Consider the following 20,708-nt stretch of genomic DNA (forward strand, 5'->3'; position numbering starts at 1 on the left):
GCCACTGGCGGGGAGTATGGCACAGCCCGGTCGACCGACAGGGCCGATCAGACGACGAGACCGGCCCGGAACGCACCCAGGGCGGCCTCGACGCGATTGCGCGCGCCGAGCTTGCCGAGGATCGCCGACACGTGCGACTTGACCGTCGTCTCGCTCATGTACAACCGCTTACCGATGTCGGCGTTCGACTCCCCCTCGGCGAGCACGGCGAGCACGTCTCGCTCGCGGTCGGTGAGCCGGCTCAGGTCCGGGCCGTTCTCCCGGATCGCACCGCCCGCAGCGACGATGCGGCGCAACGACTCCGGGCTGAACAACGTGTTTCCGGCCGCAACCACGCGGACCGACTGATGGAACGTGTGCGGGGGCTCGTCCTTGCTGAGGAAGCTGTGGGCTCCGGCCGCGACGGACTTGACGACGAGGTCGTCGACGTCCATCGACGTCATCGCCACGACCTTGGGAGGATTCGACAGCCCCATCAGCATCCGTGTGGCCTCGAGCCCGCCGACCCGCTTCATCTTGAGATCCATCAGCACGACGTGCGGGCGGAACGTCCGGACGGCGCCCAGGACCTCGTCGCCGTCACTCGCGTCCCCGACGACCGCGATGTCCGGGACGGGCTTGAAGATGTCGGCGACGCCTCGCCGCACGAACGGGTCGTCGTCGACGATCAGGACGGTAATCGGTCCGGCATCTGTCATAGTGCGGCCAGAATATGCTCCGCCACCGACAAATCCGGCAGATCAGCCGGACCAGGGAACCCAGCAGTTCACGACGAACTCCGAATCGATGCGTCCGGCTTCGAGCTTCCCGCCGATGTCCCGAGCCTGCTCGGCGAGCCCGCGCAGCCCGGTCCGGGATCCGACGTCGACCTGAGCGGGCTTGGTGCTCAGCAGATTCCGAACCGTGATGTCGATGCCGGTCTCCGGCGCACCCGTCACCGAGATGGCCACCACCTGGTCACTGGCGTACTTCTGCGCATTGGTGAGCGCCTCCTGCACCACCCGGAAACAGACGTGCCCCGCCAACATGCCGACGTCTCCCGGAGCGAGATCGGTGCTGAGTGTGCAGTGCATTCCGGCCGCCCGGGCCGCCTGCACGAGCCCGGGCACCGCGTCGATCCCCTGGTGTCCGACCCGTTCCCGCGGCCCGGCCGTGCCTCGCAGGACCCCGACGATGCCCTTGAGGTCGTCGAGCGCCTCGTGCGCCGTCGCCCGGATCTGTGCCGCGGAGTTCGCGACCTTCTCCGGCGACTCAGCGGCGTTGACCTGCAATGCGCCCGCGAACAACGAGATCCGGCTGAGACTGGCGGCCAGCGTGTCGTGCATGTCGCGGGCGATCCGGGTGCGCTCCTCCGTCCGGATCATCTCGTCACGGATCGCGTCCGTCTGTTCGGTGGCCGCATCACGGCTCTGCTCGGCCAGGGCGAGCTGGCCCCGGGTGCGCGCCCACAGCGCCAGCACCAGGACCAGCCCCACCAGGATCGCCGCGACGAGCCACGGAATCCACAGCGCCACGACGTACTGTTCCATCACGCCGTCCTCGGGCTTCTCGGCGCCGATCGTGAGGACCGAATACTCCCGCAATCTGTACGCGTCGTAAGTGAGCGAGACCCCGCACGCCACGAACACGGCCAGAGCGGCGCCCGCCAACTGGAATCCCCGCGCAACGCGGGCGACCGCGAACAGCGCGATGAGCGCCGCCGTCGCGTCCGTCTCGAACACGAGCGGGGCAGCGAGACATATGGCGAGGACCTGCCACGGGTGCTGGTGCCGGCGGGTCAGCGCTGCCGCCGCGACCAGGGCGAGGACGAGCCCGAGCCCGTGGTTCCAGGCCGGCGTGTTCGCGGAGCTGGACGCGAGGCCCACCGTCATCAGCGAGCAGAAGACGCTGAGCGTGACGGCGCCGACCGTCCACAGGCGGCGCCGGATCCTGCCGGCAGTCTCGGATTTCACGGACAGAACCGTACGCAGCGGCGCCGACAGCCCGACATCCCCCGAACGTCGGGCGGCGGTGCCCGACCGCATGATCGGACCGGCGAAGACCGTCCGAAATGAGGAGCGGTGTCCGACTTCCGGAGGAAGACGACGAGCCCTCACGCGCGGTGTGCTTATCGCAGAGCCCGACTCGGCCCCACCACGGGCCGTGTCGTCGACGTCGAAAGGAACTGTCCGTGAGCACTCCCCAGCAGCCCGCGCCCCCTCAGCCCCAGCCTCAGCCTCAGCCGCCGGCCCAGAAGAACTGGTTCGCCCGCCACAAGATCCTCACCGGGCTCGGCGCCGTGATCGTCGCGATCGTCGCGATCACCGCTGTCAGCGGCGGGTCGGGCGACAAGCCGTCGGACGCCGCCCGGGCGGCCGGCGCCACCACCGGCACCGCGGAGTCCCCCACGGACGCGCGGATCGGCACCCCCGTCCGTGACGGCAAGTTCGAGTTCGTCGTGAACGGCGTCGAGGCCGGGGTTCCGAGCGTCGGCGTCAACGAGTACCTCACAGAGAAGGCTCAGGGCCAGTTCGTCCTCGTCCGCATGACCGTGCGCAATATCGGGGACCGCGCGCAGAGCTTCACGACGTCCGCGCAGAAGCTCGTGGACGCACAGGACCGCCAGTACTCGGTCGACAGCATGGCCACGATCACACTCGACCAAGGCGTTGCGTTCGAACAGGTCAATCCGGGCAACTCCGTCGAGGCCACCATCGTCTTCGACGTTCCGCCGGGCACCGTTCCCGCGGTCCTCGAGGTTCACGACTCCGTGTTCTCCGGTGGCGAGTCGATCCTGCTGCAGTAGGGGCGGGTCCGGAGCAGTTGCACGTGTGGGGTTCGGCATCGAGGGGTTGCCGGACCCCACACGCGCCTTCGCAGTTGTGTGAAGTGCACAACCGCAGGTTTCGAGGAGACCCACCGCGTAGCGTCTGATGTGCGTTCCGGTGGAGGCGGGGTCGGCCACCCCGCACCGGTCGGACCGCAGACCACGGCTGTTCGCCGCCCCGATGACCGGTCATATCCGAGTCCGGCCGCGACCTACCTCCGCCGCTCGTCGGCGCCCTCCGGAGCGGCCGTGTCGGGACGAACTCCAGGAGGAATCGATGACCCTCGTCCACAGCCCTAATCGTGCAATCGAATCACTCGGAATCGCCCTGGTCGCGGTCGGAGTGGTTCTCCTCGCCCTGCTGACGCTCTACCTCGTCGGCTTCGACCAGGGCGCCGTCTCCCGCACCGGGATGTACATGCACGAACTGATGCACGACGGGCGACACCTGCTGGGGCTCCCGTGCCACTGACCGGTTCGCTGAAGACGCTGCTGCTGCGGGGAATCCTCGCCGGACTGATCGCCGGACTCCTGACCGGTGCAGTCGCTTTCGCTCTCGGGGAACCGCACGTCGCGGCGGCCATCGCGATCGAGGAATCGGCCCCTGCGAGCGACGCGACCGCCGCACACGAACACGCCGACCCGAACGCGACCACCGGCCACTCCCACTCCGACAGTGGCGAACCCCTCGTCTCGCGGGACGGGCAACGGGTCGGCCTGATCCTGGCGACGGCACTGGCCGGCGTCGCCCTCGGTGCGATCTTCGGCGTGGTGGCCCACTACGCCCGACAGCACACCGGGATGTCGGGTCCGCTACTGGCACTGGGACTGGCCGGCGCGGGATGGCTGGCCGTCGAGGCCGTACCGTTCTTCAAGTACCCGGCCAATCCGCCCGCGGTGGGAGATCCGGACACGATCAACCAGCGCACCTGGTTGTGGCTGGCCGCACTGGTTCTCGGACTCGCCGCCGTGGCCGCCGGTGCCTACGTGTCGAAGATACTTGCCTCACAGCCCTATTGGACGCTACGCGTGGCATCCTCGGTGGTCACGTTCCTCGTCGTCGTCACCGTCGGCTACCTGCTGCTGCCCACCGTGAACGAGGTGGGGGAAAACTTCCCGGCCACGCTGCTGTGGCAGTTCCGGGTCTCGTCGATGGCCACGCAGGCGACCCTGTGGCTCGGCCTCGGCCTCGCCTTCGCCTTCCTCACCGAACGGGCCCAGCGCGGCGGAACATCCGGGCCGACAACCCCTCTCACCGCACCGGATCAGGCGACGAGAAGCGGAACCGCGCGATCATAGGAGGGGCACTGGCGAGGATTCGGAAACACCAGGAATCACCGAACCCCATGGAAGGGAGACCTCCATGACCACCGCAAATCAGGCTCGATTCCAGACCCTCACCGACGGTCTGGCGAAGATCACCCCCGCCGAACACGACGTCCAGGATTCGCCGTACACGATCACCAACGCGCAGTACGACATTCTGCGACATGTCCTGCACGACGTCGGAGGACAACCGGCGCTCGCGGTCCCCTACCTCGAGAAGGAGGAGGAGGCCTGGGAGATGAACACGTACGTCACCTGCGAATGCCTCGGCTGGCGAGGGGCCTGGAATTCGGAGATGCGTCGTCGCGCCGAAGTAGACATGGGCGAGACGCAGTACTTCGGCTACCCCTACTATGCCCGCTGGATCACCGTGGCCGCCAAGGTGATGGTCGACAAGGGCCTCATTCCCCTCGACGAACTCTGCGACAAGATCGACGAGGTGCGCGCCCGTCTCGAGGAGGCGAGGAAGTAATGCCCAGGTTCAAGGTCGGCGACCGAGTGGTCGTCAAGGACCAGACGAGCATTTTCCACACCCGCACACAGGCTTTCGTACGCAATCAGGAGGGCATCGTCGTCGAGCACCGCCCCGAGTGGGTGATCCCCGAGGACGAGGCGTTCGACAAGCTGGAGACCGGGCGCAAGGAGCCGTTCTACGTCGTCCGTTTCAAGCAGACCGATCTGTGGCCGCGCTACACGGGATACGACATCGACACGCTCGAGACCGAGTGCGCCGAGGGCTGGCTCCGGCCCGCCGGGACGAACGAGTGAGGAGGAGAAGGTGAGCGATCCACACGCCCCCATCCAGGCTTCCGAGGAGATCAGCGAGTTCGAGGTACTCGAACTCGCGCTGCGGGAACTCGCGATCGAGAAGGGCCTGTTCTCGGCCGAGGACCATCGCCGTTTCTCCGAGTGGGCCGAATCGATCGGGCCGCCCGGCGGGTCGAAGATGGTCGCCAAAGCCTGGACCGACCCCGAGTTCAAGAAGCGTCTGCTCGAGAACGGCACCGAGGCCAGCAAGGAGGTGGGCATCGACTGGACCGACCCGACGGGCACCGGCACCCCCAGCGACTACACCTTCTTCTACGTCCTCGAGAACACCCCCGAGGTCCACAACGTGATCGTGTGCACGCTGTGCTCGTGCTACCCACGGCCCGTGCTCGGCATGTCGCCCGACTGGTATCGGACCCCGAACTACCGGCGGCGGATGGTCCGTCGTCCACGCGAGGTCCTCGCCGAGTTCGGCCTCCACTTCCCGTCCGATGTCGAAGTACGAGTGCATGATTCGAATCAGAAGTCGCGGTTCATGGTGATGCCGATGCGCCCCGAAGGCACCGAGGGTTGGACCGAGGAGCAGCTCGAGAAGATCGTCACCCGCGACACCATGATCGGCGTGGCACTGCCCTCCGCCGACTGGGATGCGTCCGAGGCACCGTCGGCAGGAGGTGGCAAGTGACCACGGCACAGGGCTACGACGTCATCCTCCACACGCTCCCCCAGGACTCCGAGCGTGCGGGAGCCCTCCCCGACACCGATCGCAGGCCGGACCCGTGGGAGTCGGCGATGCAGGCGACGTGCGAGTGCCTGTCGTGGCGCGGCTCCTGGGACAACCTCGAGCGCCGGCACACGGAGGACGAACTGGGCGAAACCATCTACCGCGAGTTCCCCGTCCATTCGCGGTCCGCGATCACCGCCGCGCACACGTTCCTCGATCGCGGCATCGTCACCCAGGACGAACTGCGGGCGAAGATGGAACAGGTGCGGGCGAGACTGGAAGGCAACTGAGACCGGAAGGTCCTCGCCCCCAGCACGTTCGAGTGCTCGTTGCACGGGCGACTCGAGCGCGGCGTCGATTGTGATGTCGACGCCGGTGAGGGGCCTTGCTCACCGGGCAGGACTCCTCGGCGGCCTGGGCGACACGGGCGATCCCCGCTGCGTCCAGGCCGCCGGCCTCTGCGCGGACCGTCGCCGTCGTGCCAGCCGGGTGCTCAGGACCGTTGCGCGGCGCGCGCGGCCGCCTCGTCGGTGTCCCGGTACCGCGCGAGCAGTTCCCGTTCCCCGTCGCGGTGCGGGTAGGCGAAGAAGACGAGCGCCGCCCCGACCAGGACGATCGCGATCGCCGCGCCGTACGCGCGGGTGTCGCCGTCGAGGAACGCCGCACGGGCGGCATTCTCGATCACGCTCGCGTACTGCGGGTACCGCTCCGCGACGTTCTCGGCACCGGCGAACGACTTCTCCAACGCGGCCTGGGTCTGGTCGCCGACACCGCTCGCCTGCGGATCGGCCGCGATCGCGGCAGCGAAGGAGGCCGAGTACCCGGCGGTGAGCAGCGCGCCGAGTATCGACTGCACGATGGCGCCGCCGAGATCGCGCTGCAGGTCCGCGGTACCCGACGCCATTCCCGCCCGCCACACCGGCACCGACCCGGTCAGCGAGTGCGACGCGGGAGTGCCGGCCAGTCCGACGCCCGCGCCGAGGAACATGTAGCCGAGCGCGATCTTCCAGTACTGCGCGTCCTCCTTCCACAGCAGCAACGCCACCAGCAGACCCAGGACGATCGCCGCGTATCCGAGCAACAGCGTGAACCGCGCCCCGTGCGACTCGACCAGCTTGGCCGACTGCGGCGCCACCACGACCATGACGGCCGCCGCGGGCAGACCGGCAGAGCCCGCGGCCAGCGTGGAGTACCCGAGCACGTTCTGCATGAACTGCTGACCGATGTACATCGTCCCCATCAGCGTCCCGAACACCACGATGCCGGCGACCGCCGCCACCCAGAAGATTCGCCGGCGCGCCACCCGCAGGTCGTACAGGGGGTACTTCGCCCGCAACTGCCGGATGGCGAATGCCACCCCCGCGGCTGCCGCGATCAGCAGCATCGACAGCGCGGTCGCGCGCATCCCGGCGACAGGCGCGAAGTTGATGCCCAGCACCAGCGCCGCCACCAGGACCACCGACACGATTCCACCGAGATGATCCACCGGATCCGTCGACTCGTTCACGTGTCCCGGCACGAAGTACACGGCGAACCCCAGAGCGACCAGCGCCAGCGGCACGGTCACCAGGAACACCGAGCCCCACTCGAACGACTGCAACAGGGCCCCGGACACGAGCGGACCGAGCGAGGAGATGCCGCCGCCGATCGCGGACCACAGGGCGATCGCCTTGGTCCGGGCCGGCCCCGACCAGAGCGCGGTGATCAACGCGAGGGTGGTCGGGAACGCCATCCCGGCCGCCACGCCGCCGAGCAGGCGTGCGAGGATCAGCACCTCGATGCTCGGCGCGACGGCGGCGATGATGCACGCCGGCAGGGACAACACCATGCCGAGCACCAGCATCATCTTGCGCCCGAACCGATCACCGAGTGCGCCGAGATACAGCACCGAGCTTGCGAGGCCCACCGAGTAGCCGACCGCGATCAGGTTCAGCTGCGTCTGGCTTGCGTCGAAGGCCCGACCGATGTCGGGCAGCGCGACATTGGCCACCGCCAGATTCAGATTCGCGACGGCGGCGACGAGGACCAGGGCCGCGAGGACGAACCCGGCCCGGACCGGACGGGTCCCGACCGCTGTGGATGTCATGCGGCCAGTCCACACCATCGAGGTTCGTCACGCGCGCCGAAACGCCGACCCGACCGGGCACCCGAAGCGGTGTGGCTACCTCCCGGGAGTGGCTACTCGAGCGCGGCGTCGAGGGTGATGTCGACGCCGGTGAGGGCCTTGCTCACCGGGCAGGACTCCTTGGCGGCCTGGGCGACACGCGCGAACCCCGCCGCGTCCATGCCGTCGACCTCGCCCCGCACGGTGAGCGTGATGCCGGTGAGCTTGAAGCCCACCGTGTCCGGCCCGAGCGAGACGTCGGCGCGGACGTCGAGGCTCTGCGGGACCCCGCCCGCCTCACCGATCAGCGCCGACAGTTGCATCGCGTAGCAGGACGAGTGCGCCGCCGCGATCAGTTCCTCGGGGCTGGTGAACCCGCCGGCGTCCTCGGCGGCCCGCTTCGGGAAGGACACCTCGAACGTCCCCCTTCCCGAACTGGTGAGTTCGACCTGGCCCGAACCCTTTTCGAGAGTTCCGTTCCAAGCTGTGCGCGCTGTGCGTGTGGGCATTGCAGATCCTCTCTCGTCGATCGGTCTCTCCCGCAAGCTACCCCTATCGTGGGAACCCATGGGGCAGCTCGGGAAGGCTCGACTCCGGAGAGAATCGCTCGGCTTCGCGCTGGGATCGGCGCTCTTCGCGCTCGGCGCCGCCCCGGGTTACGCGACCGCGGTCGGCAGCGAGGCCGACAACCTCACCTTCTTCGTCGGCTCGCTTTTCTTCACGGCCGCGGCCTTCGTCCAACTGCGCCTGAGCGGGCGGGCCGTGCCCGACGCGACGACGTCCCGCGCCGACCGGTACGACTGGTGGTCCGCGCTCGTCCAGTTCGTCGGCACCCTCCTGTTCAACATCAGCACCGGTGTCGCGCTGGTACGCAGCCTGTCGCTCCACGAGCACCACGAGTTCGTCTGGAAGCCGGACCTGTTCGGCTCCGTCTGCTTCCTCGCGTCCAGCGCGCTCGCGGTGGTCGCCACCACCGAGATCAACGGCCTGTGGGATCCGCACGCCCGGAACTGGGGCAGCACCTGGCTGAACATGATCGGATCGGTCGCGTTCGGTGTCTCGGCGGCCGGTGCCGTGTTCGTGCCGGGAACCCACCGACCCGAGGACGCGGCGGCCGCGAACGCCGGGACACTCGTCGGGGCACTGTGCTTCCTGGCCGCCGCGCTGCTGATGAAACCACCCGCGCCCCGGACGGAGAAGATGCCGGGGCCGGGCCGCTGACCGCCGCGGCGACTACCGACCCCGGCGACCATCGGCATAGCGTGCTGGTCGTGACCACCGACAACGATCAGAGCAGCCCGGCGCCGGCCGAGGCGGCAGCCCGGACCGCGACCGCCGCGCGCACCGCCCACCGCCGCCGGCGTCGCGGACGAGGGCCGATTCTGGTCGGCATCGACGGTCCCGCGGGCGGCGGAAAATCGACCCTGGCCGATCGGGTCGCGGCGGCACTGGACGACGCGCCGATCGTCCGGATGGACGACCTGTACCCCGGCTGGGACGGCCTTGCCGCGTCGGTGCCGCTCCTCGTCCGGTGTGTCCTCTCCCCCGCCCGGCACGGCCGGATCCCGCGCTATCGGCGCTACGACTGGCATCGCGCCGCATACGCGGAGTGGCGCGCGGTCCGCCGCCACCGCTACCTGATCGTCGAGGGCGCCGGATCGACCTGCGGCACCGCACGCGGGTACTTCGCGGTCCGAGTGTTCGTCGACGCCGCACCCGACGAGCGGATGCGACGCGCCCTGCAGCGCGACGGCGACATGTTCCGGCCGCATTGGGACCGCTGGGCCCGACAAGAGGCGGCACTGTTCGGGCCGGACCGGACGCGCCGCGCCGCCCACATCGTGGTGATGACGGGGTCGGCCGGCCCCCGCGCATGAGCGGGTCAACCCGACCCGGGCACCCGGCGGCCGGCCCGGTGCCGCTCTGCCATCCCGGACGCCCGGAGCCGGATCCCTTCACGTAGCTTCTCGGGCCCGAGAAGTTCGGCATCGTCGCCGAGCATCCACAAGACGCTCCCGGCGTGTGCTGCGTCGCCGAACTCGACCTCGACAGTGATCCAACCGTCCGCCCGAGTCTCCGAGGCAGTGGAGAGCACCGCGCCGAGGAGGTCCTCGCGCCGCTCGGCCCGCACCCGAACGGTGGCCGCGACGGACTCGTGCAGCGCGCGGAACTCGGACCGCCGCCGGTCCCAGATCCCGGCCAGGTCGACGACGGGGTCACGCCGCGCCGGCTCGTCGAGCTCTCGGACCTCCTGGACGCGGGAGAGCCGGTACGTGCGCTCCGAACCGCGATGGGTCGCCACCAGATACCACCGACCGCCGGCGTTGACCAACCCGATCGGATCGACAGTGCGCCAGCGTGATTCGCCGTCGCGGGCGGCGTATCGGAGCCGAATCCGGCGTCCAGCGAACACCACCTGCTGGATCAGGCCGAGATGCTCCTCGTGCGTCGGATCGGTGAACCAACCGCCCTGCCGCACGAGCACCCGTTCCGCAACGCGGGCGGCAGCCGTGCGATGTGCGTCGGGCATGGCGGCCAGCACCTTCCGCATCGCGGACGCGAATGCGGGCGCCATCCCCAGCGCCGCCGGGGTGGCGGCGGCGCCGGCCGCGAGCAGCGCCTTCGCCTCCTCCACCGTCAGACCGGTGAGATCGGTGGTGAACCCCGGCAGCAGGGCGAACCCGCCGTCCCGGCCGCGTTCCGCGTAGACAGGGATCCCGGCCGCCGACAGTGCCTCGACGTCCCGCAACACGGTGCGTGTGGACACCTCGAGCTCCCGTGCGAGGGCCGGTGCGGACATCCGTCCCCTGTTCCGCAACAGCAGGACCAGTGACAGCAGACGGTCGGCGCGCATTTCCCCATCCTCCCAGGAATACATGACAGGAGATGTCGTGATTAGGGACGAGAGTGAGCACGGTCCGCACACGTGCACTCGATCGAAAGGCCCACTGATGACCGACATCACCGATCCCCGCCCTCTGTATCGCGAAGCCCTGGTCTGGGTGACGGCCTTGATGGCCGAGGTGCGGCCGGACCAGCTGACGGATCCGACGCCGTGCGACGAGTTCGACGTCGCGATGCTGATGGGCCACCTGGTCGCCACCGTCGACCGGGCGCGCGTCATCGGGGAGGGCGGCGACCCCGCCACAGTGCCGCTGGTCGCGGACGGCGCCGTCGACGGCGATCCGTCCGGCGCATACCGGATCGCCTGCGAGAAGATGTGGATCGTATGGGGCGACGACGCGCTGCTCGACCTCATCGTCACCGCACCGTGGGGCCGCGTACCCGGGCGCGCCGCGATCTGGGGATATCTGAACGAGACGCTGGTGCACGGCTGGGATCTGGCCGCCGCGACCGGACAGCCCACCGAGGCCGATTCCGCACTCGCCGAATCGGCACTCGAGGTGGCCCGCCGCGCGATCCCCGCGAGCCCCCGCGGCGGGCACGTGCCGTTCGGCGCGGTGGTCGAGCCGGCCGAGGGAGCGGGACCCACGGAACGCCTTGCCAACTGGTCCGGCCGGGCCGGCATCGGCCGGCCGGCGATCTCCGCCTGACACACGCCGACGCCCCGCACGCAATTGCGTGCGGGGCGTCGGCGTTTCGGTATCGACTACTCGGAAGATCCGGGCTCGGTCGGGCCCGATCCTTCACCGGCGGTGCTCGCGAGCGCCTCGGCGGGCGAATCCGGAACCGTGACCGGCTTCGGTGCCCCGCGGAACGTGAACTTCGCGTTCTCGCCGGCGCCCTCGCCGTCCCAGCCCTCGACGTCGACCAGGACGATCTGGCCCGGGCCCAGCTCGTTGAAGAGGATCTTCTCCGAGAGCTGGTCCTCGATCTCGCGCTGGATGGTGCGGCGCAGCGGCCGCGCACCCAGGACCGGATCGAAGCCGCGCTTCGCGAGCAGCGACTTCGCCTGCTCGGTCAGCTCGATGTCCATGTCCTTGTTCTTCAGCTGCGCCTCGACGCGGCCGATCATCAGGTCCACCATCTGGATGATCTCGGTCTGAGTCAGCTGGTGGAAGACGATGATGTCGTCGATGCGGTTGAGGAACTCGGGACGGAAGTGCTTCTTGAGCTCGTCGTGGACCTTGAGCTTCATGCGCTCGTAGTTCGACTCGCTGCCCGTTCCGGCCGAGAAGCCCAGTCCCACGGCCTTCGAGATGTCGGAGGTACCCAGGTTCGAGGTGAAGATCAGCACGGTGTTCTTGAAGTCGACCGTGCGACCCTGACCGTCGGTGAGACGGCCGTCCTCGAGGACCTGCAGGAGGGTGTTGTAGATCTCCTGGTGCGCCTTCTCGATCTCGTCGAACAGCACCACCGAGAACGGCTTGCGGCGCACCTTCTCGGTGAGCTGGCCGCCCTCTTCGTAGCCGACGTAGCCGGGAGGGGCACCGAACAGGCGCGACGCGGTGAACCGGTCGTGGAACTCGCCCATGTCGATCTGGATGAGCGCGTCGTCGTCGCCGAACAGGAAGTTCGCGAGCGCCTTGGACAGCTCGGTCTTACCGACACCGGACGGGCCGGCGAAGATGAACGAGCCGGACGGGCGCTTCGGGTCCTTCAGGCCGGCGCGGGTGCGGCGGATCGCCTTCGAGACGGCCTTGACGGCGTCCTCCTGGCCGATGATCCGCTTGTGCAGCTCCTCCTCCATGCGGAGCAGACGCGTGGTCTCCTCCTCGGTGAGCTTGAAGACCGGGATGCCGGTCCAGTTGCCCAGCACCTCGGCGATCTGCTCGTCGTCGACCTCGGCGATGACGTCCAGGTCACCGGAGCGCCACTGCTTCTCCCGCTCGGCGCGCTGCGCGACCAGCTGCTTCTCCTTGTCGCGCAGGTTCGCGGCCTTCTCGAAGTCCTGCGCGTCGATCGCGGACTCCTTCTCGCGGCGCGCGTCGGCGATCTTGTCGTCGAACTCGCGCAGGTCCGGCGGTGCGGTCATCCGGCGGATGCGCATCCGGGCGCCGGCCTCGTCGATGAGGTCGATGGCCTTGTCCGGCAGGAAGCGGTCGTTGATGTAGCGGTCGGCCAGGGTGGCCGCCGCGACCAGCGCGCTGTCGGTGATCGACACGCGGTGGTGCGCCTCGTAGCGGTCGCGCAGACCCTTGAGGATCTCGATGGTGTGCTCGACCGTGGGCTCACCGACCTGCACCGGCTGGAACCGGCGTTCGAGGGCGGCGTCCTTCTCGATGTACTTGCGGTACTCGTCGAGGGTGGTGGCGCCGATGGTCTGCAGCTCGCCGCGGGCCAGCTTCGGCTTGAGGATCGAGGCCGCGTCGATCGCGCCCTCGGCCGCGCCCGCACCCACCAGCGTGTGCAGCTCGTCGATGAACAGGATGATGTCGCCGCGGGTGTTGATCTCCTTGAGGACCTTCTTCAGGCGTTCCTCGAAGTCACCGCGGTAGCGGCTGCCGGCGACCAGGGAGCCCAGGTCCAGCGTGTACAGCTGCTTGTCCTTGAGGGTCTCCGGCACCTCACCGTTGACGATGGCCTGCGCGAGGCCCTCGACGACGGCGGTCTTGCCGACACCGGGCTCGCCGATGAGGACAGGGTTGTTCTTGGTGCGGCGGCTCAGGACCTGCATGACGCGCTCGATCTCCTTCGAGCGGCCGATGACCGGGTCGAGCTTGCCTTCGAGGGCGGCCTGGGTGAGGTTGCGGCCGAACTGGTCGAGGACCAGCGACGTCGACGGAGTGCCCGCCTCGCCGCGGCTGCTGCCGGCCTCGGCCGGCTCCTTGCCCTGGTAGCCCGACAGCAGCTGGATGACCTGCTGGCGGACGCGGTTGAGGTCGGCGCCCAGCTTGACGAGCACCTGGGCCGCGACACCCTCGCCCTCGCGGATCAGACCGAGCAGGATGTGCTCGGTGCCGATGTAGTTGTGTCCGAGCTGCAGTGCCTCACGCAGGCTCAGCTCGAGGACCTTCTTGGCACGGGGGGTGAAGGGGATGTGGCCGGACGGGGCCTGCTGGCCCTGGCCGATGATCTCCTCGACCTGGCTGCGGACGCCTTCGAGGGAGATGCCCAAGGACTCCAGCGACTTCGCCGCCACACCCTCGCCCTCGTGAATAAGGCCGAGAAGGATGTGTTCCGTGCCGATGTAGTTGTGGTTGAGCATCCTGGCTTCTTCTTGAGCCAGGACGACGACGCGCCGCGCGCGATCGGTGAACCTCTCGAACATCGCTCTCCCTCACATTTTCCGGCGGTACAGGTCCGAGGCCCCGCATGTCACGTTGCCTCGCGCCTTCCCGCCGCGTCTCGCTCCGGTACAACAGGCTGACGGCCTCCGGAACCGAAGGTTCCACGACCCCACTTCACACTCTAGTGGGCTGCCTTTCCGACTGCCGCTTCTCCACCCGTCAAACACGCGGAGCCGACCTGCATAAAGTTCTCAACGCCGCAGGTCGCGGAATCGTTTCCCGCGGGCTGTACGCCTGGAGCGAACATTCCCGCCCGGCCTCGCGGATCGGGGCCCAGACCAGGCCCGGCTACGCTGGCCCCGCCGGGCGGGGGGACGTCACGGTATAGATGACTCGGCTCGGGGGGGACTGTGTCCGAAATACCTGCACGACGGCGTTTCCTCTGCTCACTGCTCAGACTCGCCGTCACGGTCGCCGTCTCGTACGGCGTGATTCTTCTAATCCCCCGGCTGGCCGCGTTGGGGCCGGAGGCACCCGACTCGACCGACCTACGTTCGGCGCTCGCACAGCCGACCAGGGCCGCATCGAAACCGACGACACCGCCGCCGCCGCCGCTCCCTCCGGGATTCCCGTCGATGCAGTTCCCGCCGCCCAAGATCGATGTCGAACGGGGGAAGCCGCAACCCATCGCGACCAAGTTCGGGCTCACATACGACATTCCGCCGGACTGGGACAACCGCTGGGGTGCCGTCGCGGGATGGTCGAACCACGAAGGCCCGATCGTCACCCTCGGCGCCATCGGGCGTTTCGGGTATGACTACTGCCCCGACATCGACGGGTCACGAATGGCGATGAGCGGGGTCACCGGCCGCAATGGGACGGACATCGATTCCGCGGACCGGGAACAGGTGGGTCTTGCCAAGGAGATCTTCACCAACGATCAGGGTGTCGAGCCGACAGTCGACATCACTGGCCCAGTGTCGGTCGAGATTTCCGGGCGGCCCGCAGTGAAGTACACCGCGAAAATCACGGACATACCCCCGAACAATCGCTGCACACCACCCGTCGGCGCTAGTGGATGTCCTAGCAACCCCGGCATACGCGACCGCAGAAGTGATGGTTTTGGTTGCTGAAGCCCACCAGGGGTTTCCGGAGCACTTGCCCCTTCGACGTTGGACACAATCATCAGCTCGGTACGCGCTAGCTAGGGGACACACCGGTTCGGACCGACCGGTCTCAAGACGCAATCACAGGGGGACGTGGCATGGGTGAAGTATTCGAGGCGAACGCCGCGGAAATTACCCTTCGGGGGGGTTCTAGCCGACTCGATCGGATGTGACGCGTGGACAGCCACTCGCTTCCTCTACGAACACAACCGGGCGTCCGGTGTTACCAGCGGGGGATCACGCAGATGCTGCTGAGTCCGATTCTCGCTCGCGACGGACTTCATACATCGCCGCTATGACGACCTTGCCTCGACCTGCCCCCGGATCGGCGTCGAACTGAACCGTGCTGCGTGCATGAGAGAAGTAGGAAGCCCATTTCGATTCCGAAGGGAATGACCGCACCCGCCAACCGAATTCGACGCCGGCCTTACGAAACGAGCAACATGCGCATCCTGCCCGCCACGATATCGGCCTGCGCCGTCCTGGCGACACTCACCGTGGCTTCGTGCAGCGCCTCAAACGAAGCACCAGAATCCGGGCCACAGGTCACAGTCACATCAGAGGCGCCCGCCAAGCCGACGTTCGATGAAAATGCACCCCAGGTGAAGCCATCGACGCTGAACACACGCAGGATTGCACCCAGGACGTATGCAGGATCCCCGACGCCGGTCACCTTGGACTTCGACCCGTGCGGATTGCTGACGTCCGAAGAGGTCGCGGCGACCACGCGGGAACCGCTGGTACCCGGTGTGGTCGCCCATGAAACCGGCGAGGGGCCGACCGGTTGCAACTGGGGAGTCGAGGAGGGCTCCACTGCAGTCTCGTTGGCACAGTTCGATGCGGAGTCCCACGGCGGCGAGGCCGCCGTCGTCGCTGACATCGGCGGCCGCGAAGTGTTTCTGATGTTCGGCAATCAGGCGCGCTGCCTGATGTACACCTACTTCTCCGACAACCGATTGGTCTCGATGGACGTCAAAGCGCAAGTGGGCGACGGCCGCAGCCCCGACGACCTGTGCAACCAGTCGTTGGGCCTGCTGACCACCGCGGTCGGTCGATTGGGCTGGGAGTAGGCGCGACGGCAGCGTCGTCAACGCCGCAGATCCGCCACCTTGTCGAGCGATCCCAGCTTGTGCGGGTTGCGGATCGCGTAGATGCGGACGATGCGGCCGTCCTCGACTGCCAGGCTCACGGCGGTGGCCTCGCCACCGACATCGATCCGAATGCCCGGCATGCCGTTGAGCCACGTCGTGGTCGTCACGAACTCCGGGAGCGTTGCAACACGGGACAGGAACGCCGCCACCCGCTCGGCCCCGACGATCGGCTTGCGCGCAGCCGCCGCGAGGCCGCCGCCGTCGGCGATCGCCACAACGTCCGGGGCGAGCACCTCCACCAATGCCCCGACATCGCCGGTGGAGACGGCGTCGAGGAACTTCTCGACGACCACCTGCTGCTGGTCCCGGTCGACACGCATCCGCGGCCGGCGCGCGCCGACATGCTCACGTGCACGGTGCGCGATCTGCCGGACCGCGGCCGGTGTCTTGCCCACCACCTCGGCGATCTCCTGGTACGGCGTCTCGAACACCTCGTGCAGCACGAACACCGCCCGCTCGACCGGACCTAGGGTCTCGAGCACGGTGAGCATCGCGATCGACACGTTCTCGGCGAGCTCGACGTCGTCGGCCACGTCCGGGTTGGTCAGCAGCGGCTCGGGCAGCCACTCCCCGACGTACTCCTCCCGGCGGCGGGACTCGGTTCGGAGCCGGTTCAGTGCCTGCCGGGTGACTGTGCGAACCAGGTAGGCACGGGGGTTGTGCACCTCGGCCTGGTCGACGTCCGCCCACCGCAGCCAGGTCTCCTGCACCACGTCCTCGGCGTCGGCGGCGGAGCCGAGCATCTCGTAGGCGACGGTGAAGAGCAGGCTGCGGTGGGTGACGAACGGGTCGCCGGTCATGTCGTCGAGCGTACGGCGAGCGGCTTCAGCCCACACGACGCCGCGAAGCCCTGCGATTCTATGCCGAACGCGGTGTTGGTGCGGGTCATGAAGTTCGCCACCGCGACGAACGCGGCCAACTCCACCAACGCGGCCGGGCCGAGCGCCTCGAGCAGCCGGTCCGACAGTTCGTCGGTGACCGTCGGCGGGGTCTGGGTCATCGCCTCCGCGTACTCCATGACGTCCCGCTCCAACGGCGTGAACACGTCCGACTCGCGCCAGCGAGGCACCTCGCGGGCCTTGGTCAGATCGAGTCCCTCGTTGTGGGCCTGGAAATAGCCGAAGTCCAGGCAGAAGCTGCAGCCGACCAGACTGGCCACCGCCATGTGGGCGAACGACTTCAGGTTCTCGTCGCACTTGTCCCACTTCCGCACCTTCCGGCCGACGGTGAAGCTGAAGTTCAACACCTTCCGGTTGTGCCACGTCACCTCGACCGGTTCGGCCACCTCGCCGAGCATCTTGCGGGACATCCGCTTGACCACCGCGCCGTACACGCCGGTCAGCTCGGCCTTCGGGATCCGGGTATTGCTGGTCATGATTCCTCCTCCGGTTGCGTGCTCTCGACATGGAGACACCGGCCGGGGAGGAAACGTGACACCCGAGGCGCATTGCCCGGAGGGGCGCCGTCAGTCGACCGGAGCAGGGGTGAGGGCGACACCACCGTCCGGCTCGGGGGCTTCGCGGCGGGCGACCGCCGTCGGCCGGCGCTCGGGCCGCGGACCGCTGGGGATGAACCGCAACAGCGTCCGGTGCAGTGCCCACGCGATCGGGATGGTGAACGCGACGGTGACGACGAAGACGCCGACCGTCGAACCCTGGAACGTCCGGTAGCCGAGCATGTCGACGACGAACTCCATCACGACGAGATGCACCAGGAAGATCTCGTAGGAGATCTCCCCCAGCCACACCATCGGCGCCGACGAGCACAGGCGCCCGAGCGGTCCGGGCCGGTCACCGATCACGAGCGGCGCCATCAACGTCGTCGCGAACAGCAGGAACAGCATCGACTTGGTAATGGCCTGTGTGGCGTCTGTCGGGACGATCGTCGCCTCGCCCGCGAGCGGCGTCAACGCGAGCAGCAGGAAGTACAGCGCCAACAGTCCCGCGCCGTACGGGTTGCACCGTTTCAACGTCACCGACGCCAGCGCGAGCAGCATGCCGCCGGCGAACCACGCGATGAACCCCGGCAGCCACAGCCGGGCCGTGAACGAGATGTCGGTGTTGTGGGTGATCAAGGTCCACAGCGGCGTGATCGCGACGACCCCGAGCAGCGCGGCCGCCAGCCGCACCGGATGCCACGCCCGCCGGCAGACCACCACCACCAGGAACCATCCGAGCGCGGGCAGCAGCAGGTAGAACGTGGCCTCGACGGCGAGACTCCACATCTGGGTGAGCCCGTTGTGCAGGTGGCCGGGCCCGTAGATCTGGGTCAGCGTCATGTTCCGCACGAAACCGGACCAGCCCAGACCCGTCTCCCCCGCGTCGTCGCGGAACAGGTAGATCGCATACGTCGCGACGACGGTGATCCAGTAGGCCGGAAGGATCCGCCGCGCGCGATGCCACAGGTAGGTCGTGGTCGACGGCAGTTCCCCCTGCCCGGACGCGGCCCGCAGCCACGGCCGGAACAGCAGGAACCCGGACAGCACGAAGAACAGCGCGACGCCGATCTCGAGCCGGGAGTACGCGCCACCGGCGACGTCGGGCGTGTACCGCCCCGTCCAGAACGCGGCATGCGCGCCGACCACCAGCAGTGCCGCGATCGCGCGCAGTCCCGTCAGAGACCGGACGTAGCCCTGCCCGCTCACTTCCCCGCCCCCGGCGCCGGCGCGACGGAACCGACCGGGCCGGCCCCCACGCACAACGCGAGACCGGGCGTCGAGGTCCGGACCCGCAGCGCGTCCCCCGCGCCGAGCAGGCGCACGTACACCTGGTTGAGCCCGGCCTCGACCGGCACCGTCACCGTGTCGTCGCTGCGGTTGAGCCCCACCTCGGCAGTCCCGTCGGCGGTCGCGAAGTAGTTCAGTTGCGCCGTCCATTCCCAGTCGATGAGCGGGCCGTCCAGCGGCAACTCGACGGGCGCGCCCTCGACGCGGTAGCCGCAGCCCGGCACCGGGCCCTGCCCGATGGTGCGGGCTGTGGTGACCTCGGCGGGGATCAGCCGTCCAGAGTCGTCGAGCAACTGCAGGAAGTTGGTGGACCGCGCGAACTCGGGACGCTCCCGCAGCGGCCCGAAGATGTGACTGGTCGTGTTGTGCGGGTAGGCGACGGGCAGCAGCACGTAGATCGACACCGGCTGGTCCAGCAGCGGGGTTTCCCGATTCGCCGCCAGCGCCGCCCGCCCGTTGGCGAGGTAGGCGACGGTCGGGTTGTCGCGCCACCTCTGCACGAACGCCACTGTCGACCACAGGCTGCTCGCGACGAACAGCGCCACCAACCCGACCACGAGCGCCGGGCGGGGCCTCGGCAGTGGGCGCACCGCAGGCCGTCGGGGCGCGCGCACCATCAGCGCCCAGCCGATCGCGATGACGACCGCACTGTCGGCGACGTAGCGGAGGGTCTGCGCCAGTTCGTACGCCGTGTCGGGGCCGGACCGGGTGAGGACCATCGCCGCCTCGGACACCGCGACGTAGGCGACCATCGCCACCCAGATGCCCGCGGTGCGCTGCCGATACCGCAGCGACCACGCCAGGGCGGCCGCCACGGCCATCCATCCGAGCACCGCCAACACCGTCGGCGGTGTCGCCCACGGCGGGCTCGGCGGCCACCGATCCCACGCCCACGGCCCGCCGAGCAGGGTCGGCACCAGCCCGAGCGACGTGCCGTGATGCACCAGCCCGACGGTCTGCGTCGCCGACGGCACCACCAGTCGGGAGTGGGTGTAGTGCATGTACCCGACGGCCCACCCGGCCACCACGACCGCGAGCGGAATCCACAACGCCCGCCCCCGCACCAGGGCCGACCGGAGCGGACGCTCGATCCCGTCGACCCGGTACATCAGCGCGACGACCGCGAACGCGACGAACGGCACGAGCACCGACTTCTCGAAGAACGCCAGCGACAGCGCCGCCACGACAGTCCCCGACACCGCGAACCGGATTCGTCCGGTGCGGCACAACCGGATCGCGTCACCCGCCACCCACGCCAGACCGATCTGCATGGGCAACGAGTTCAGGCCCGCGGCCCACCACGCGAACGACGGCAGCGTCAGCGGCGAGAAGAGATAGAACGTCAGCGGCAGCAGCACCACCGGCCGGGTGCCCAGCAGCAACCGGAGCACCCGCAGCACTGCGAGCGACGCGAGCGCCTGCAGCGCGATCAGCGTCAGGGCCGGCACCGTCCAGTTCAGCGGGGCCACCGCCGTCGAGATCCACGCGACCAGGAACGCCGCGGGCATGAAGTGACCGTCGTGGTCGTAGAACAGGAACTGACCCGACAGCGCGGGAAACTGACCCGATCGGCTGATCAGAATCAGATCGTCCCAGTAGAAGTCTCCCGTGAACGCGACGACGGCACGGACGACGAGTTGCAGCCCGACGAGGGCCCCCGCGGCGGCGAGGACCTGCCGGGACGTCATCGGCCACCATCGGCCCCATCGCGGCGACACGCGAGACTCGACGATGTCGCCCGCGGCGTCTGCCTCCGGAACCGCTCGCACGCGCACTCTCCTTCCTCCGGCCGGATCGCCGGAGCGGA

Annotated in this window: 22 protein-coding genes and 1 pseudogene; 12 read left to right on the top strand and 11 right to left on the bottom strand. The window is 68.7% G+C overall.

From position 1 onward, the window contains the following. Window positions 1-47: 47 nt before the first annotated feature. Complete coding sequence (locus tag ABI214_RS10830) at window positions 48-698, bottom strand: response regulator transcription factor (protein WP_348610029.1); 651 nt, start codon at window positions 696-698, stop codon at window positions 48-50. Between the two features lie 42 nt (window positions 699-740). Next, on the bottom strand, window positions 741-2,024 hold the full coding sequence (locus ABI214_RS10835; protein WP_408585859.1) for a sensor histidine kinase: 1,284 nt from the start codon (window positions 2,022-2,024) through the stop codon (window positions 741-743). 146 nt (window positions 2,025-2,170) lie between these two features. Here ABI214_RS10835 and ABI214_RS10840 point away from each other — a divergent pair, with 146 nt between their 5' ends. The 7 genes from ABI214_RS10840 to ABI214_RS10870 all read left to right on the top strand — a co-directional run bounded on the left by ABI214_RS10840 (window position 2,171) and on the right by ABI214_RS10870 (window position 5,914). Then, window positions 2,171-2,785: a DUF4352 domain-containing protein gene (locus ABI214_RS10840; RefSeq protein WP_348610035.1), complete on the top strand. Its 615-nt coding sequence runs from the start codon at window positions 2,171-2,173 to the stop codon at window positions 2,783-2,785. A gap of 298 nt (window positions 2,786-3,083) precedes the next feature. Beyond that, on the top strand, window positions 3,084-3,278 hold the full coding sequence (locus ABI214_RS10845) for a CbtB domain-containing protein (protein WP_280762921.1): 195 nt from the start codon (window positions 3,084-3,086) through the stop codon (window positions 3,276-3,278). After that, window positions 3,269-4,105: a CbtA family protein gene (locus ABI214_RS10850; RefSeq protein ID WP_348610040.1), complete on the top strand. Its 837-nt coding sequence runs from the start codon at window positions 3,269-3,271 to the stop codon at window positions 4,103-4,105. The genes ABI214_RS10845 and ABI214_RS10850 overlap by 10 nt, the downstream gene beginning before the upstream one ends. A 64-nt stretch (window positions 4,106-4,169) precedes the next feature. Beyond that, window positions 4,170-4,604 carry a hypothetical protein gene (locus ABI214_RS10855; RefSeq protein ID WP_348610043.1) on the top strand — a complete coding sequence of 145 codons (435 nt, stop codon included), beginning with the start codon at window positions 4,170-4,172 and terminating at the stop codon, window positions 4,602-4,604. After that, a complete protein-coding gene (locus ABI214_RS10860; protein WP_348610046.1) occupies window positions 4,604-4,900 on the top strand; it encodes an SH3-like domain-containing protein in 297 nt (98 codons plus the stop codon). The genes ABI214_RS10855 and ABI214_RS10860 overlap by 1 nt, the downstream gene beginning before the upstream one ends. A gap of 10 nt (window positions 4,901-4,910) precedes the next feature. Next, complete coding sequence (gene scnC, locus ABI214_RS10865; protein WP_348610049.1) at window positions 4,911-5,585, top strand: thiocyanate hydrolase subunit gamma; 675 nt, start codon at window positions 4,911-4,913, stop codon at window positions 5,583-5,585. Beyond that, window positions 5,582-5,914, top strand: coding sequence for a ScnB (locus tag ABI214_RS10870; RefSeq protein ID WP_348610052.1), 333 nt, complete (start codon window positions 5,582-5,584; stop codon window positions 5,912-5,914). Before scnC ends, ABI214_RS10870 begins: the two co-directional genes overlap by 4 nt. 48 nt (window positions 5,915-5,962) lie before the next feature. Here ABI214_RS10870 and ABI214_RS10875 read toward each other — a convergent pair. The 3 genes and pseudogenes from ABI214_RS10875 to ABI214_RS10885 form a co-directional block, all read right to left on the bottom strand. Continuing rightward, window positions 5,963-6,107, bottom strand: a pseudogene (locus tag ABI214_RS10875) (peroxiredoxin); the annotation flags it as partial. A 10-nt stretch (window positions 6,108-6,117) separates the two neighbouring features. Beyond that, window positions 6,118-7,710 (bottom strand): MFS transporter, encoded by a 1,593-nt coding sequence (locus ABI214_RS10880; protein WP_348610055.1) that lies wholly within the window; start codon window positions 7,708-7,710, stop codon window positions 6,118-6,120. A 92-nt stretch (window positions 7,711-7,802) separates the two neighbouring features. Further along, window positions 7,803-8,237, bottom strand: a complete 435-nt coding sequence (locus ABI214_RS10885) for an OsmC family peroxiredoxin (RefSeq protein WP_348610058.1) — start codon at window positions 8,235-8,237, stop codon at window positions 7,803-7,805. Between the two features lie 58 nt (window positions 8,238-8,295). Here ABI214_RS10885 and ABI214_RS10890 point away from each other — a divergent pair, with 58 nt between their 5' ends. Together ABI214_RS10890 and ABI214_RS10895 are read left to right on the top strand one after the other, a co-directional pair. Continuing rightward, window positions 8,296-8,949 carry a hypothetical protein gene (locus tag ABI214_RS10890; protein ID WP_348610061.1) on the top strand — a complete coding sequence of 218 codons (654 nt, stop codon included), beginning with the start codon at window positions 8,296-8,298 and terminating at the stop codon, window positions 8,947-8,949. A 50-nt stretch (window positions 8,950-8,999) separates the two neighbouring features. Beyond that, complete coding sequence (locus tag ABI214_RS10895) at window positions 9,000-9,605, top strand: hypothetical protein (protein WP_348610064.1); 606 nt, start codon at window positions 9,000-9,002, stop codon at window positions 9,603-9,605. Window positions 9,606-9,610: 5 nt separating this feature from the next. Here the strand turns inward: ABI214_RS10895 and ABI214_RS10900 are convergent, their stop codons facing one another. Then, a complete protein-coding gene (locus ABI214_RS10900) occupies window positions 9,611-10,582 on the bottom strand; it encodes a helix-turn-helix transcriptional regulator (protein WP_348610067.1) in 972 nt (323 codons plus the stop codon). 97 nt (window positions 10,583-10,679) lie between these two features. On the opposite strand from ABI214_RS10900, the gene ABI214_RS10905 reads away from it, so the two are divergent. Further along, window positions 10,680-11,282 (top strand): TIGR03086 family metal-binding protein, encoded by a 603-nt coding sequence (locus ABI214_RS10905; RefSeq protein WP_348610070.1) that lies wholly within the window; start codon window positions 10,680-10,682, stop codon window positions 11,280-11,282. A gap of 56 nt (window positions 11,283-11,338) precedes the next feature. Here the strand turns inward: ABI214_RS10905 and ABI214_RS10910 are convergent, their stop codons facing one another. After that, window positions 11,339-13,900, bottom strand: coding sequence for an ATP-dependent Clp protease ATP-binding subunit (locus ABI214_RS10910; RefSeq protein WP_348610073.1), 2,562 nt, complete (start codon window positions 13,898-13,900; stop codon window positions 11,339-11,341). 594 nt (window positions 13,901-14,494) lie between these two features. Between ABI214_RS10910 and ABI214_RS10915 the strand changes: the two genes are divergently transcribed. Together ABI214_RS10915 and ABI214_RS10920 are read left to right on the top strand one after the other, a co-directional pair. Next, window positions 14,495-14,992, top strand: coding sequence for a hypothetical protein (locus tag ABI214_RS10915; RefSeq protein WP_348610076.1), 498 nt, complete (start codon window positions 14,495-14,497; stop codon window positions 14,990-14,992). A 476-nt stretch (window positions 14,993-15,468) separates the two neighbouring features. Further along, window positions 15,469-16,095 carry a DUF3558 family protein gene (locus ABI214_RS10920; protein WP_348610080.1) on the top strand — a complete coding sequence of 209 codons (627 nt, stop codon included), beginning with the start codon at window positions 15,469-15,471 and terminating at the stop codon, window positions 16,093-16,095. A gap of 17 nt (window positions 16,096-16,112) precedes the next feature. Here the strand turns inward: ABI214_RS10920 and ABI214_RS10925 are convergent, their stop codons facing one another. From ABI214_RS10925 to ABI214_RS10940, 4 genes are all read right to left on the bottom strand, one after another. Beyond that, entirely contained in the window at window positions 16,113-16,976 is an 864-nt protein-coding gene (locus tag ABI214_RS10925) for an RNA polymerase sigma-70 factor (protein ID WP_348610083.1), read from the bottom strand. Beyond that, a complete protein-coding gene (locus ABI214_RS10930) occupies window positions 16,973-17,551 on the bottom strand; it encodes a carboxymuconolactone decarboxylase family protein (protein WP_348610086.1) in 579 nt (192 codons plus the stop codon). Before ABI214_RS10930 ends, ABI214_RS10925 begins: the two co-directional genes overlap by 4 nt. Window positions 17,552-17,641: 90 nt before the next feature. Beyond that, the gene (locus ABI214_RS10935) at window positions 17,642-18,820 is read right to left on the bottom strand and encodes an acyltransferase family protein (protein WP_348610089.1); all 1,179 of its coding nucleotides are present in this window, start codon (window positions 18,818-18,820) and stop codon (window positions 17,642-17,644) included. After that, a complete protein-coding gene (locus ABI214_RS10940) occupies window positions 18,817-20,670 on the bottom strand; it encodes a hypothetical protein (protein WP_408585858.1) in 1,854 nt (617 codons plus the stop codon). Before ABI214_RS10940 ends, ABI214_RS10935 begins: the two co-directional genes overlap by 4 nt. Window positions 20,671-20,708 lie beyond the last annotated feature (38 nt).

Origin of the sequence: Prescottella soli, from assembly GCF_040024445.1 — a bacterium.
Taxonomy (GTDB): Bacteria; Actinomycetota; Actinomycetes; order Mycobacteriales; family Mycobacteriaceae; genus Prescottella; species Prescottella soli.